General features: G+C 57.6%; 16 protein-coding genes and 1 pseudogene. 2 read left to right on the forward strand and 15 right to left on the reverse strand.

Going from position 1 to position 12,789, the window contains the following annotated elements; translation table 11 throughout:
- Positions 1–155: 155 nt before the first annotated feature.
- The 8 genes from EDC31_RS16215 to EDC31_RS16250 form a co-directional block, all read right to left on the reverse strand.
- On the reverse strand, positions 156–809 hold the full coding sequence (locus EDC31_RS16215; RefSeq protein WP_186820034.1) for a lytic transglycosylase domain-containing protein: 654 nt from the start codon (positions 807–809) through the stop codon (positions 156–158).
- Positions 810–819: 10 nt separating this feature from the next.
- Positions 820–1,158 (reverse strand): DUF736 domain-containing protein, encoded by a 339-nt coding sequence (locus EDC31_RS16220; RefSeq protein WP_207912135.1) that lies wholly within the window; start codon positions 1,156–1,158, stop codon positions 820–822.
- Positions 1,159–1,183: 25 nt separating this feature from the next.
- The gene (locus EDC31_RS16225; protein WP_042057058.1) at positions 1,184–1,753 is read right to left on the reverse strand and encodes a S26 family signal peptidase; all 570 of its coding nucleotides are present in this window, start codon (positions 1,751–1,753) and stop codon (positions 1,184–1,186) included.
- Positions 1,750–2,229 carry a DUF2840 domain-containing protein gene (locus EDC31_RS16230; RefSeq protein ID WP_042057061.1) on the reverse strand — a complete coding sequence of 160 codons (480 nt, stop codon included), beginning with the start codon at positions 2,227–2,229 and terminating at the stop codon, positions 1,750–1,752. The genes EDC31_RS16225 and EDC31_RS16230 overlap by 4 nt, the downstream gene beginning before the upstream one ends.
- A gap of 5 nt (positions 2,230–2,234) precedes the next feature.
- The gene (locus tag EDC31_RS16235; RefSeq protein WP_132127171.1) at positions 2,235–2,543 is read right to left on the reverse strand and encodes a helix-turn-helix transcriptional regulator; all 309 of its coding nucleotides are present in this window, start codon (positions 2,541–2,543) and stop codon (positions 2,235–2,237) included.
- Between the two features lie 181 nt (positions 2,544–2,724).
- Positions 2,725–3,150 carry a DNA -binding domain-containing protein gene (locus EDC31_RS16240; protein ID WP_132127172.1) on the reverse strand — a complete coding sequence of 142 codons (426 nt, stop codon included), beginning with the start codon at positions 3,148–3,150 and terminating at the stop codon, positions 2,725–2,727.
- Between the two features lie 130 nt (positions 3,151–3,280).
- Entirely contained in the window at positions 3,281–3,490 is a 210-nt protein-coding gene (locus tag EDC31_RS16245; protein WP_042062239.1) for a transcriptional regulator domain-containing protein, read from the reverse strand.
- 271 nt (positions 3,491–3,761) lie between these two features.
- Positions 3,762–4,457 (reverse strand): O-methyltransferase, encoded by a 696-nt coding sequence (locus EDC31_RS16250; RefSeq protein WP_042062237.1) that lies wholly within the window; start codon positions 4,455–4,457, stop codon positions 3,762–3,764.
- Between EDC31_RS16250 and EDC31_RS16255 the strand changes: the two genes are divergently transcribed.
- On the forward strand, positions 4,456–5,142 hold the full coding sequence (locus EDC31_RS16255; RefSeq protein ID WP_081797938.1) for a TetR/AcrR family transcriptional regulator: 687 nt from the start codon (positions 4,456–4,458) through the stop codon (positions 5,140–5,142). The genes EDC31_RS16250 and EDC31_RS16255 overlap by 2 nt on opposite strands.
- 107 nt (positions 5,143–5,249) lie before the next feature.
- On the opposite strand, the gene EDC31_RS16260 is transcribed toward EDC31_RS16255, so the two are convergent.
- The 6 genes from EDC31_RS16260 to EDC31_RS16285 all read right to left on the reverse strand — a co-directional run bounded on the left by EDC31_RS16260 (position 5,250) and on the right by EDC31_RS16285 (position 10,622).
- Positions 5,250–5,924 carry a DNA methyltransferase gene (locus EDC31_RS16260; protein ID WP_042062235.1) on the reverse strand — a complete coding sequence of 225 codons (675 nt, stop codon included), beginning with the start codon at positions 5,922–5,924 and terminating at the stop codon, positions 5,250–5,252.
- A gap of 228 nt (positions 5,925–6,152) precedes the next feature.
- Positions 6,153–7,106, reverse strand: coding sequence for a DNA adenine methylase (locus EDC31_RS16265; protein ID WP_081797937.1), 954 nt, complete (start codon positions 7,104–7,106; stop codon positions 6,153–6,155).
- A complete protein-coding gene (locus EDC31_RS16270; RefSeq protein WP_132127173.1) occupies positions 7,103–8,482 on the reverse strand; it encodes a ParB/Srx family N-terminal domain-containing protein in 1,380 nt (459 codons plus the stop codon). The genes EDC31_RS16265 and EDC31_RS16270 overlap by 4 nt, the downstream gene beginning before the upstream one ends.
- A 147-nt stretch (positions 8,483–8,629) precedes the next feature.
- Positions 8,630–9,037: a type II toxin-antitoxin system VapC family toxin gene (locus tag EDC31_RS16275; RefSeq protein ID WP_042062233.1), complete on the reverse strand. Its 408-nt coding sequence runs from the start codon at positions 9,035–9,037 to the stop codon at positions 8,630–8,632.
- A complete protein-coding gene (locus tag EDC31_RS16280) occupies positions 9,034–9,384 on the reverse strand; it encodes a helix-turn-helix domain-containing protein (RefSeq protein WP_042062247.1) in 351 nt (116 codons plus the stop codon). Before EDC31_RS16280 ends, EDC31_RS16275 begins: the two co-directional genes overlap by 4 nt.
- A 14-nt stretch (positions 9,385–9,398) precedes the next feature.
- Positions 9,399–10,622 (reverse strand): tyrosine-type recombinase/integrase, encoded by a 1,224-nt coding sequence (locus tag EDC31_RS16285; RefSeq protein ID WP_243697815.1) that lies wholly within the window; start codon positions 10,620–10,622, stop codon positions 9,399–9,401.
- 474 nt (positions 10,623–11,096) lie between these two features.
- Between EDC31_RS16285 and EDC31_RS16290 the strand changes: the two genes are divergently transcribed.
- Positions 11,097–12,482, forward strand: coding sequence for a hypothetical protein (locus EDC31_RS16290; RefSeq protein WP_042058843.1), 1,386 nt, complete (start codon positions 11,097–11,099; stop codon positions 12,480–12,482).
- 161 nt (positions 12,483–12,643) lie between these two features.
- On the opposite strand, the pseudogene EDC31_RS16295 reads toward EDC31_RS16290, so the two are convergent.
- Positions 12,644–12,789: pseudogene (locus EDC31_RS16295) on the reverse strand (IS481 family transposase); the annotation flags it as partial.

A 12,789-nucleotide genomic window follows, 5' to 3' on the forward strand; every position in this document is an offset into this window, starting at 1 on the left:
ACGAAGCGCGACCGCGCTTCGTCGTCCGACGTGGCAGGCCGTTTTATCTTGCCTTCCTCTTTTTCTTCTTCCTGATGTCGGTCGAATACATGAAGCGCCACCGAAAAAGCCGCTCCACGATAGCACAAGTCCGCGCCAACACCGCAAACAAGACGTCACGGCGCGCTCCTTTGCGAAACGGAGACGAACAGGCCACGAGATGGTGCCTCCGATCGCATCACCTGAACGAAAATCGACATCATCTCTGGCGTGTCCTGGGCCACTGTTCGGGATACAAACGGGCCGACGAAAAGCCGACTTCCGGACAGTATTTCGGCGTGCGGTCGATCGACAAAATCCGCGTCGAAAACCGGATCGCCGAGCGACTTTCCGCGCAGCAGCGTAGTTACTCGCGTGACGTATTTCCGCGTCTCGTCGGGAAATGTTCGCCTGGTTCTCAACAGTTCTTCATAGCGTCCCGGACCAGCATTGTAGGCCGCGAGGAATCCCGCATCGCCGTAGCGGTCATGCAGCCAGCGGAGATAGGCCGCACCCGCTGTGATGTTGTCGCGCGGATTGTATGGATCGCTCCCCAGATTCAATGCCGCGCGAAGCTCCCGCCATGTGTCGGGCATGATCTGCATGAGGCCCATCGCACCCTTGGGTGATACCGCAGAAGCATCACCTGTACTCTCCGCGCGCATCACCGCCGTGATCCATGACTGGGGAATTTGCATCCGTGTTGCCGCCTCGGTGACATAGACATCGAACGGTGCGGCGCTGGCCGTCTGCAAATTGGCTGCAAGACCGCCGCAAATCGGCAGCAGCATGAGCGCCGTTTTAACGCGGGCCATGACGCCACTCGGGCCGATTCCAGACCAGCCGGAAGCTGTCGGCGTTGTCGCGGTCGGGCATCAGCCGGACACGCAGCGGGCGTGCGAACAGCGGATCGTCGATCATCACGGCAAGCCACAGGCCGATGCGTTCGCCCTGTCGTGCCCAGGCGCAGCCGACTTCCGTCCCGTCATCATCCAGGCCGCGCAGGACGCGATAATCGGGGGCGTTTTCGGAGGTGCGGTTTTCGTTCGGAACGATGGCCAGATCGTCGGCCATGAGAAAGGATGTGATCTGTCCGAAAAACCCGTTTTCAGTGCGGGTGAAGGTACCAAGATGGATCATTGGAATGGCCTTTCCTGTTAGGGATTCATTGCAGGGGCTGGGGCAGCAGCACGGGTGATGGCATTTCGTACGAATGAGGTTCGGCGCGCCCGGTGGTGATCCAGAGCGGGAGAACCCTGCCGATTACGGACGCGGCGGGAAGCGGGCCGAAATACCGTCCATCGAGGCTGTGCGGTTCCGCCGGGTTCATAACGAAAATCTCGTCAGGCAAGAGGCGGTGACAGCCCTGCCAGACAGGGAGAGGGCGCCCCCTGTGGTCGCTGTCGAGTGCGTCGCCTGCATGTTCGCCGTCAATGCTGATGGCGCTTTTCGTGCGGCACACATTTTGCCCAGGCAATGCCGCGACGGGTTTCAGCAACGGCACACCAAACGGTAGATAACCACGCCGCGCCAGCAACAACGCCAGCCGGTCGGGTAGACGTAGCGCGGCGATATCCCCGACATGCAGCGCGCTGCCGGGCCACACCCGATACAGCCCGACCGGGACGCTGGCCGTCTCGTTCCACAACAGCCGGGGCGCGACGTGTATGGCGGCGGACGCGCCAACCGCCAGCACGATGAAATACGTGCCGAAGAACCAGGCGCGCCGGGTCATGACAGCAGCCTCTTTCGCGCTATCCATGCCTTGTGCATGGCGAGGGTATAGGGACGGGAGGCTACATTGGCGGCGATGCGGCCATTGAGGATGCGCCAGTGATCGGGGCAGATTTCGGCGGGGTGCAGCCCCAGTTCCTCAATGGCGTCGATTTCTTCCAACACACGCCGGACCTTGGGCCAGCCGGACACGTCCAGCAGCAATTCCCCGCCAGGGCGTACGAAAGGCACGGTCTGGAAGGCGGCACCTCGTTCCACGACGCGCACGATGTCGAAGCAGGAGACAACGGTCCCGTAATCGTTGGCGGTCCAGCGAATAAAGCCGAACACGCTGCCGGGCGTGAAGGCGACCAGACGGCGGCGCTTGTCCAGCACTTTGTCTGAGACCGACTGACCAAAACGCAGCCAATGTTCGACGCGCTTCTCGATATAGGTCAGTTCCACCGTGGTCAGGCCGGGAGCGTCGGAGGCGTCCATGCCGGTCATGGTTCCCGCCTCCGGGCACGTCGCGCGTCGATGACGGACGTGTACGTATCATCGGAGGTATGGGCGCAGCGATGGGCCTGGAGCCAGGCTTCCACGTCGGAGCGGGCATACAGGACACGCTGGCCGAGTTTGAGGAAGGCGGGGCCTTCACCGACGCAGCGGTATTTCTCCAGGGTGCGGGGCGAGAGGCCGAGCAGTTCGGCGACTTCGGTGGTGCGCAGATAGTCGCGCAGGAAGCGCGCGGGGACCGGGCGCGGCGGTGGCAGCGTCAGCGGGGGTGGTGACGCCGGTTTGTCGTGGGTCATGGAATCCTCCTGTCGGCGCTTCGTGCTTCAGGGGGTGAAGCGGTGGCGCTTTCGGAAGGCTGTCGGGAAAAGTGCCGTCAGGGAGTGGAGGAAATGACGTGCGCGGATTTCTCCCCCTCTTTGGCGCAGGCAGGCGTAATCGGGCGCATAGGGAGCGGGCATCAGACTCCGTCGAGCAGGGTCACATATCCGCCGTGAACAAGGGCGCTTCCCTCGTCACGCGGGCGCGGGCCATGGCGCGGAGGGCGGAGTCGCCCCAGACCCCATCGGGCATGGTCATGGCGGCGGGATCGAGCAGGAGGGACGCGATCTGGCGCTGGCTGGCTCCGGCCCGACGGAGATCGTAGGCGTGGAGGCGGAGAAGCAGCCAGCGATGGCGGGTCTGGGTGATGCGTCGGGGATGACGTGTCGGGAGCGAGAAGCCCAGCGCCATCGAGGAAAAGCGCATGGCTTCGTTCGTCCGGCGTCGGAAGAGCGGATCAAGGGGAATATGCAGCGCCGGGCGGATGATGGCGGCGGTGCCGCCATGCAGGGAGAGGGAGAATGTCGCCTCTTGGGTGGTCAGGACGATCACTTGCCCTATTGCGTCGGTTTTCTCGAAGACCACCTCTCCCAGTGCGGAAAATTCGGGCAGGGCAGGCGGCGCGAACGGATCGAATGCCGGTGTCAGTGTGATGATGCCGCTGGTGGCGTTGGGTTTCCAGATGACGGGAATACGGGTGATGGGGATATCGGGATCATGCGGGAAAACGCAGCCTCCATCGTTCGCAGAAATGGCTCCACTGTTTTCCAGCCCGCACTATGCTGTCTCCTGTGAGGTGGGCAGTCTCGCGGTAGTCGTCGCGATAACTGTCCCAACGGCGCATAAAGGCTCCGGCCAGCCCGGCCTCGTCCAGACGGTCGAGTGCCCGCAAATCGGGCTCCGAATGCCAGATGTCAATCGACATGGCGGGCGCTCTCCTGTCTTGGGGGGCTCCGTTAGCGTTGGGGACAGATCATGATCCTTGGCGGGTTTCCTGTTTGCATAGTGCGAAGGACGCATCACGAAATGGCGTGATGTGCGTCACATGAATTAACGGGCGGCCCGTGAGGGCCGTGCCGCTCGCGGTGCAGAGCGCCGCGTTGTCTCGCCTCGTTGTAGAGCGGTCAAAGGGTTGAATGATCGCAAAGAGAGTCATGACGAACGTGCAAATACATTGCCTATCGTTTCTTCGATAATCAGGTGCGCACCGCCATATCGTGAGCAAAGGTTTGTCCCAACGCCTGTGTAGTGATGCTGGCGATGCGATATCCGTTGGTTGGAGTTGTCAAATAGGTAAGGTAGGCTGCTGCGCGACCGCCGTCGTCACCACCGAGATCGGCGCGATCGCTGATCACCAGGCCACCTTTTCGTAATGCAGGCTCCAGCATGAGTAAGAGATCGAGGTAGAGTCGTTTAGTCGCATCGAGCAGGATCAGGTCGATCGACTCAGGAAGATCATGCGATAACGTGGCGCGGGCATCCCCGATGCGAATGTCCACGAGGTCTGCCAGTCCTGCCTCCCGCAGGTTGGCGGAAGCCCTTTCTGCTTTGTCTGAGAGAAGTTCCGATGTCACCAGTCGGCCCCCGCCATTGTCGCGTAAAGCCGCTGCGAGAAATAATGTTGAAACACCGAAGGACGTGCCGAATTCGATGATATGTTGGGCTCTGGTGCTGCGTGCCAGAATGTAGAGCAGGGCGCCAAACTCTGGCGTAACGGGTAGTCTGGCATCTTTCATGGCCTCGTAGAAACCGCGCTGGCCGTCATGTGTCAGTCCTTTGGCTTGCGCCAACTGGCGTATCGCTGGATCTTGCGAGAGTGTCTCGGAATAAAGACGGTCAATCACACATTGAATCTGCGGTGCGAATTGTGGACGAAAGAGAGGACTGGTCATGATGGCTCCGCAAGGAAGGCAAGAGGCATCCAAGGGTAGCGGTATGGTCGCCGGTGGCGTTACTCGCATTTTCGTAGAGGGAGCCGATCTGTCATTTGCACCGAGGAAATGGCCGCATCAGGCACGCTCAGAAGCGACGATCGACGCTATTTTGGAGGCGACTGCTCAGCTTCTGGAAACGGGACGAAGTTTCAGTACCAACGCTATCGCCGAACGTGCTGGCGTGGGAATTGCCACGCTCTACCAATATTTTGAGAACAAGGAGAGCGTTGTCGCGGCACTTAGTCGTCGGGTACGGGAAACACTGGTCCATGACGTTGCGTCATTACTCGAAACCGCTTGCTCGTTGCCACTTTCCGAGGGTGTGCGCTGTCTGGTCGTCGCTGCCGTGAAGGCGGACAAGAGCCGTCCATCGCTTACGGTCCGGCTTGATCGGTTGGAGGCGGCTCTTTCTTTGGAAGCGGATCATCTGCTGGTAGCGGCTGAGCTTTGCACGGTTGTTGCGTCGTTCCTCAAATGTCAGGGAATTGTTCAGGAGAACACTGCAAAAATTCTGGCAGATGACTTGTGCACGATAACAGGGGCACTTATTGACGCTGCACACAATCGACAGATGCCTATCGATGACTTTCTGATTGACCGTATTACGCGAAGGTTGGCCGCGATTATTCAGAGCGCGCTTTAAGTAGAATGGTTATTAATGCTGTTTTGTTTTTCCGCCGATCCGTGAGGATCGGCGCGCGATTTTGAGGCCGAATTTAAAGAGAAATGCGGTAGATAGAAATCAGGCGGCTATGCCGCCGCCCGCCTCTCGCCCCAGTAGGCCAGCCGCCGGGATGCCGTGGCGGCGTGGGCTTCGTCCAGTTCCATGCCCAGCCAGTCGCGCCCGAGATGCTGCGCCGCGACCAGCGATGAACCGGACCCGCAGAACGGGTCGAACGTGATTCCGCTCGGCGGGCAGAAGGCATGAACCAGCGGAAGAAGTGCGGCGACAGGCTTCTGCGTAGGATGCATCTTGTTGCCGGAATAGGGCATGTCGATTACGTCCGGGATGGGCTGGTGGGGCAGTTTCGCGTCGCCCTTGGCCAGCAGATAGGCCGCTTCGTGGGTGTAGCGGACGAAACGCGCGGATGACGCATAGGACTTGCGGAAAATGATGTGCCCAACGGGCCGGAACCCCGCCGCCTTCCATGCCGCCATAAACAGGTCAATACGGTTCCAGGCATAAAACGAAAGGGCAAAACCGCCGTCTTTCAGAACGCGGTGCATCTGGTTGAACGCGGGACGAAGCCATGCGGCGTTGTCGTCGTTGCGCACCGTCCGCCCGTCGCGCCCCTGATAGCCGACCAGATAGGGCGGGTCCGTGAGGATGAAATCCACGCTCCCGCGCGGCATCGCCCGCATAAGGGAAACGCTGTCGCCGTGGCGGATCACATTGCGGAAAGCCCCATATACATTGTCGGTCATGTCCCTGTCTCCTGCCGGTAAAATCGCCGAGGAAGCACCCGTGCGTGCTTCCCGGAGGCGGGCGACCGCGCGGGAGAGTTGGGGACAAATGACGGCGGGAGTGGCCGGGTTGCGCGCCAGCGGGGCGAAGCCCTGCGTAGCAAGCGGCCCTGTCGCTCTGTAGGCGGCGTTTGGGGGAAGGGAGGCGAAGGGCCTTCCTTTCCCTTTTTTCTTCAATGAATGAGGACTTTACCCGACCATAGCTTTGCGATAACAGGCGGTTTCGATCGGCTCCGATGTGGGTTCCTCAGTTGCAACAATGGGGCCAACCAATGCTGGTGCTTTTAAGCCATCTGAGAAAAACATGACCTCGGAGCCCTTCTTTGTGCTGCGGGCACTATATCCGATACTATAAATTGCTCGTCGACGATTTTCGTACATCTCGCAAATAGCATCAACATTGTCGTAAGATACAATCCAGTGCTGTTTGGATAATTTGTCTTGGACTAGGTCCGCTACAGCTTTATGATCATCATGTTCATAAAAATCATAGTATAAATCACGTCCTTTTTCATAGTATGGTGGGTCCAAGTAAACGAGGGTATTTGGGGGCCATTTCTTTGCCCCTTGATTAATTAAATTGACTGCATCTAGATTGCTGAGGGTAATGTTCTGTTTCATGCGAGCTACCGCTTCAATGCGTGTCACTAATTTATTTGCATTGTAGCGAGCATCGATTTTCCAAGGGCCTGTTTGGTTTCGTCCGCCGATAATCCCGCCGTTAAGGATGCCTGATCGGTTGGTACGATTTAGGAAGAACATGGCGAAGCCGACAGCCAAACGCGAATGGTCGGCGGGGTTCATCAAGATAATTTTCTGTTCGTCCCAGGTTTCGACTGTTCGGGGTGTGTCTGTGACGAGACGACAGAGTTCATCAGTACTGTTTAGAACACTCCACCAAAATGAATGAACTAACTCACTAACATCATTGATATGGATTCGTGAGACATACTCTTGTAGAAGTAGTTCGAGCGCGATCCCTGCTCCTCCGCAATAGGGTTCGACATAAGTCCCGTCGTGAAGGCTATTGGCGGCTATTAGAGCCTTCACATATGCGGCTAATTTGCCCTTGCCGCCTGGGTAGCGGAGTGGGGTGAAATGAACCAAGCGGCATGGGGTAGGTCGGTCTTCTGTTATAATCATGGCCACAAACGTTCAAAAAATGGCTGAGCGTTGTCCCATGCGACGGTCAGATCACGCTCAGTCGGGGAATAAAAAGCATTATGAATGTAGTTATGAAGTGTATCTATGTGAAGTGGATTATGCTTATCACTGATTCCCTTTCGGATGCCATCTAGTTCTCTTGTCGGAACGCCAGAGGAAACCATATTGTCTATTGCTTCGGCCACTTTTTTCTGAAGCTTCTTGTCAATAGTCGGTCCTCCTGGGGTTTTTATTCTCAAAGCAATGCCATGATGCGTGAGGTATTGATCAACGGACAATTCCAGAAATACCCGCAGGAGGACGGAGATGGCGTGTGGATAATTAGCGAGGGGTAGCGTTCGTAGCTCTTTTGCAATTTCTGCAATTTTGGGGTTGGCGACATTTAAAGAAGAGCCGCGTGGGACTAAGGTTTTGCGTGCGGTAGCCCTCGGCTTTTTAGGACTGCTTGATGTGCCGCTCCCTGTTGTTTTACCACCTTTGCTCTCTGTGCCACCGTTAGGTGGTGGATTGTCGGAACTCGTTGATCCGCCTACGGGTGGCGGTACAAGATCTTCGACTGGAACAATCGTGTCTGAAAGCTGCGAGAGGTCTGGCAAGTCGGTGCCGAGGCCTTTTGCATAGGCGACCATTTGCGGTTGGAGTTTCAACTTGGTCACGTTGATAATGTTCGAAGCCAAATCACGCACCATACGTGAAAGTGGCTTCATGACTTCATCAAACGGCAAACCCGTAAGTAATTTTCCACCGGTGATCTCAATACCGACAATGCTACGAACGTCAGGTGTAGAAAGAAGTCTATCTAATGTCGTAATTGGAAAATTATTTTCAATTTCGGCTTGTTGATCCTCCTGTAATTCACCGTGCTTGAGCACAAAGTCTAACGCTTGGAGCGCAGGATCGCTCCCACGAAAACGGGCGCGCGCCACACCATTCCAGTCGACAATTCCTCGGCCTTGGTTCTCGCCTGTGTGCCTCTGCTGTATCCACATAGCTCCGTCTTCTCGGGCTGGTACTTCGAAGCAATCCAAGGGTTCGAGAGTCTTGACGTCGAAGTCCAAAGCAAGGGCTTCAAGGCGTTTTTGCACAGATGTGCGAACATTCAGACCGGTTAACACAGTTGGGTTTTGTAGTATTTTGATTGCTGCGAAGCGTCGATTACCTTCGATAACTGTGTATTTTCCCGTCTCGTCTTCTGATGGAACGACAAGGAAGCGATCCATAGGGTTGAGTCCGTTTTTTACGATGCTTTCGGCCAACAAAACGAGTTTGAGATCTTGATCATCAATGATTTTTTGAAGAGCCTCACGCTGGCTTGTGGCCTGTAAGATGCGTGGATTCTTTAGGTCGAGCCGCATTTTTGCGACCCTCAATGACTTTGTTCCCATCTGCACTCCCCTAATTTGATAGGCTAATTTTCACTATGGCCGTCGTAAAGGGTGAGTGGTTCTTGGTCACCATTATCGGCGTAGATTCGTTCACCCATGAACGAGTAAAAATTCCCGCTATTTTTTGGTAGGCCACCCTACTGTGATGTCTGTCTGTGGAAAATCGTCTCCCTTGAAGAGTAATGGTGCGTCGTGGACGCATGCGAGTGCATAACTCGCGCAGTCGCCGAAATTCAGACAAGCCGGATGTCGTCCTTTCCCAAACCGCAGGAATGCAGCACGGGCAATCTGTGTCTGTTCGGTGTCATGTGCTATGATCTCAATGCTGGCGACTTCGATTAGATCATCCAAATCGTTCCAGGCGGCTTCATTGCCGGTTCGCCCGGCCAGCACCATGCTGGTTTCCAATAGACTGACGGCGGAAAGCAGGCAACGATCCGCCTCGGCGATCAGGCGGAGGAACTCGTCGGCTTCGTTCTCCCGACGCAAAATGGCCACCAGCGCAGAAGTGTCGATGACGATCACGCTGGTAGGCCGTTCTCATCGTAAAGGTCGTGATTCGTAAGGATGTCATGATCCTTCAATCGTTCGGCGCTGCGCAGGCTGATTGCCCGCAGATCCGCGAAAAGCCTCTCCGCCTGGGCGCGTGGGGCGTTTTTGCGGCGCACGCCGTGAGGAATGAACTCTGCTCCCGCCTGCTCCAATGCCCGGCAGACCCCGTCCAGCACGATCGGCGTGACTTGCCGCGCGCCGACCTCGCTCTCCAGACGGCGGATGGTCACGACGGAGACGTGGGCGCGACGTGCGAGTTCGTCCTGAGGCAGATGCAACAGGGCGCGGGCGGCACGAATCTGGTCAGGCGTCACGTTCATGATGGGAATATATCTCAAAGAGGGGTTTCATTCAATATCGCCAGAGGTGCATCGACTGGAACAAAAGCCCGGTTGATCCTGTTTTCTGGTGCGGGGCTCTCGAGTGCGCTGGCGATGGCATCCGCCACTTTGTTGGCAGTGGTGCGGACGGGATCGGTCTTGAGATGGGCATACCGCGCGGTGGTCTGCACCTGCGTGTGCCCCAATATCCGCCCGATCATGGTCAGGTCTGCGCCAAGCTGAAGCGCATCTGAGGCGAAGGAATGGCGCAGGTCATGGATGCGGAGCGTATCCAGTCCGGCCCGTGCGCGCAGCCGCCGCCACGGTTTCTGGAGGTCGGTCAGATACTGACCGTCCATCTTCCCGGTGATCACATAGGAATTGCCGTCGATCCGGGGAATGTTCGCCAGCACGTCCAGCGCTGCCTTGCCGATGGGTACGACTTTGGCTCCGGTCTTGGAATCCGGCAGGCGCAGCACGCCCGCGCGGACATCGACGTAATCCCATTTCAAAGTTTGGATTTCCCCAAGACGGCATCCGGTCAGCAGGAGCAGCCGGATGCAGGTCGCGGCCTCCGGCTCGCCGTCCGCCTCGCGCAGCACCTTGCCCAGCCGCGCCAGTTCATCGGGTGTCAGGTAACGTTCCCGCTTCACTTCCTTGTAGCGCTTGACCTTCCAGCACGGATTGATCCCGTCCGTCCGCACGCCCCAGGTGTCGGCCAGGGTGAACATGATCGACAGCACGCCCAATACCCGGTTGGCCTGATAGGGTGTCTCTTTCAATCCCTGGTGCAGTTCGACGACATCGGCGCGGGTCACGTCGATGGCCTTGAGCGTCCCCAGCTTCGGGATGATGAACAGGTCCACGCAGCGGCGATATTCGTACTGGGTCGAGGGCTTGCAGTGTACGGCGACATGTTCGTCGAGGAACCGCTTGCCAAACTCCTTCATGGTTGCGGCGGCGCGCAGGCGGTCCCGCTGTGTGCCGGGATCGCTGCCCAGCCGGACATCGGAAAGATGCTTCATGGCCTCGGTGCGGGCCTGATCTGGTGTGATCGGGCCATGCGGGCCGATATTGACCCGGCGGATGCGTCCGCCTGCGCGAAACTGGGCGAGGTAGATTTTTCGACCCGAAGGGTGGACCCTGAGACCGAAGCCCCGAAGCTCGTCATCCCAGAGGAAGTATTCCTTGCCGGTTCTGGCGGCGGCCTCGACGGAACGTTTGGTGATCTTGACCATGGGACATCCTTCCCCGGTTGGAATCACTGGAATCAAATAGGAATCATTTGGGAGTGAAATCAGGCAATTCCAGTCGTGGGAGAGTGTAGCAGAAGACGATCAAAAACTTAAGAAAAACCGCCATTTATCGTAGGAAAATCGGCTCTATGCGGCAGTTGTGTAAGTATTGGACTGGAACTCATAACCTGAAGGTCATAGGTTCAAATCCTATCCCCGCAACCATACGCTAAACGTCTGAAAAGACAGAAGAAAAGCCACCCTTGAGGGTGGCTTTTTTTGTGCCCAAAATCCCCCGCAGGAAACACATAGGAAACAACTGGAATCAAATTCCAGCGTAGGAAGCTCCTGCGATTGGTTGGTTTCACGTCCGCGTGATAGGAAGTAACCTCGGTGCCGATCTGTCCGATCGTGTCCAGGCTCCTCGCGGGGATCGCAGTTCTGGGGTAGGGTTCGGCATGGCTGGCAGGACGAACCATGGCATCGCATGAACTCTCCGGATTGATCCGTTATCTTGGGCAGGACGACTGGGGCGCCTGCTTCGATGAGGTGCTGGAGCAGCATCTGGGACCGGCGCTGGACGCGGCGGAAGTGAGCTTCGATGACCTGAAGGAAATCCTCGGTCCCGATGTGGCCATGACTTTGTGGGGATGTGCCTTCGAGGATTTCCTGACGCAGGAATGGGACGGCGGCGCCAACTTTGTCGATGCCTATCTGAAGCGGCGCGGCTGGAAAGAAGGGCCGAGGAACAGCGCCTATATGCGCGCGCTGAAAACTTCGGTCATGAGCCTGTATGAAGTTTCCGAGATCGTGCCCGGCAGGAGCCTGATGGCGCGCGATCTCCTGCGCGCCGGGGAGCCGGTGTGCGTGCAGGAGGGCACGGCGACCCGGACGCTGCGGCAATGGGACCGGATTGCCGCCCGTATCGTACCGTCGGACGGAAAGATGATTCTCGCGGGTGGCCTGCTGGCCTATTCCGCGGCGGCCTGTGAGGATCTCGCGGAATCTTTTTACAAGGCGTTGCGCAAGCGACGCGGCAGGTCGGCTTTTCCGAAAGTGGATACGGAGACGCTACGGGAGCTTGCCCCGGCCTTTACGCTGACCTGGCTGTTCCGGACCCTGGAGACCATGGCCCTGCAAATGGAGGGAGCGCCTCAGCTTCTTTTCAACAGTGACGGTGATGAGCTTCTGTTCCACGAGATTCGTTACCCGCTGGCAAAAGGGGTGACGCAGAAGACTGTCGCGGCAGCGCTGGATGCTGTCCCGGATCTGCGTCCGGAGAACCGGACGTTCTGGAACTGGCTTGAGAATCATGAAGCGCCCAAGAAAGCGTTCAGGCCGCAAGGGCGGGCAAAGGCAGGCCTTTCCCTGACAAGCGAGATGGATGACGGCGCGACGGTGTTGGGCACGCTGGAACTGAAGGGTAGGCAACTCCTTGTCGGGGTTAACTCGCGGGAACGGGCGGCGCGTGGGCAGGCGATGCTGGCCGAAGTGCTCGGCAGTCTGGTCGGAACGCCGCTCACGCAGATCATGACGCCCGGCCAGACGATGGCCGAACGGGAGGCGCGATCCGGCCTGCGGGATGAGGGCTCTTTGTCCATTTCGCCAGAGGAGGAGGCGCGGCTCGTTGGCGAGGTGATGGATCGTCATTACCGGCAGGTACTCGACGAGGCGGTGCCCGCGCTCGGAAACCTTACGCCACGTCAGGCAGCACGCACGGCAGCCGACCGTCAAAAGCTCATAGATTGGCTCAAACATCTTGAGAACAATGCCGCAAGGTCAGGAGACGGCCAGCACGGCATCGCCGCATACGACTTTACCTGGATGTGGGTGGAACTCGGTGTCGCCCAACTCAGGAAATAGGCCGCTTACGCCCTCATATCGGACATAATGAGTGCTTTTCAAATTTTCTGAAAGCAGACGGTTTGAAAAATCGGCTTAAACCGTCTGCTTAACGAATTTGAGGCAGGTGAAGGCTCCGAAGCCTTCACCTGCCTATTGTCCCTATCATGATGCCAACAATGCTAGATGTTTAGTCCCATGATTTGATGGTGCGGATTATGTATGAACCGTGGTGGTTCTTTTTCCCACTGCTGGCAAATGAATTCATATGGAGTGAGGCCGCGCAATGTCTTGAGCCTTCGGGCGAAATTGTAGGCAGCGACGAAGT

The organism is Acidomonas methanolica (assembly GCF_004346035.1).
Taxonomy (GTDB): Bacteria; Pseudomonadota; Alphaproteobacteria; order Acetobacterales; family Acetobacteraceae; genus Acidomonas; species Acidomonas methanolica.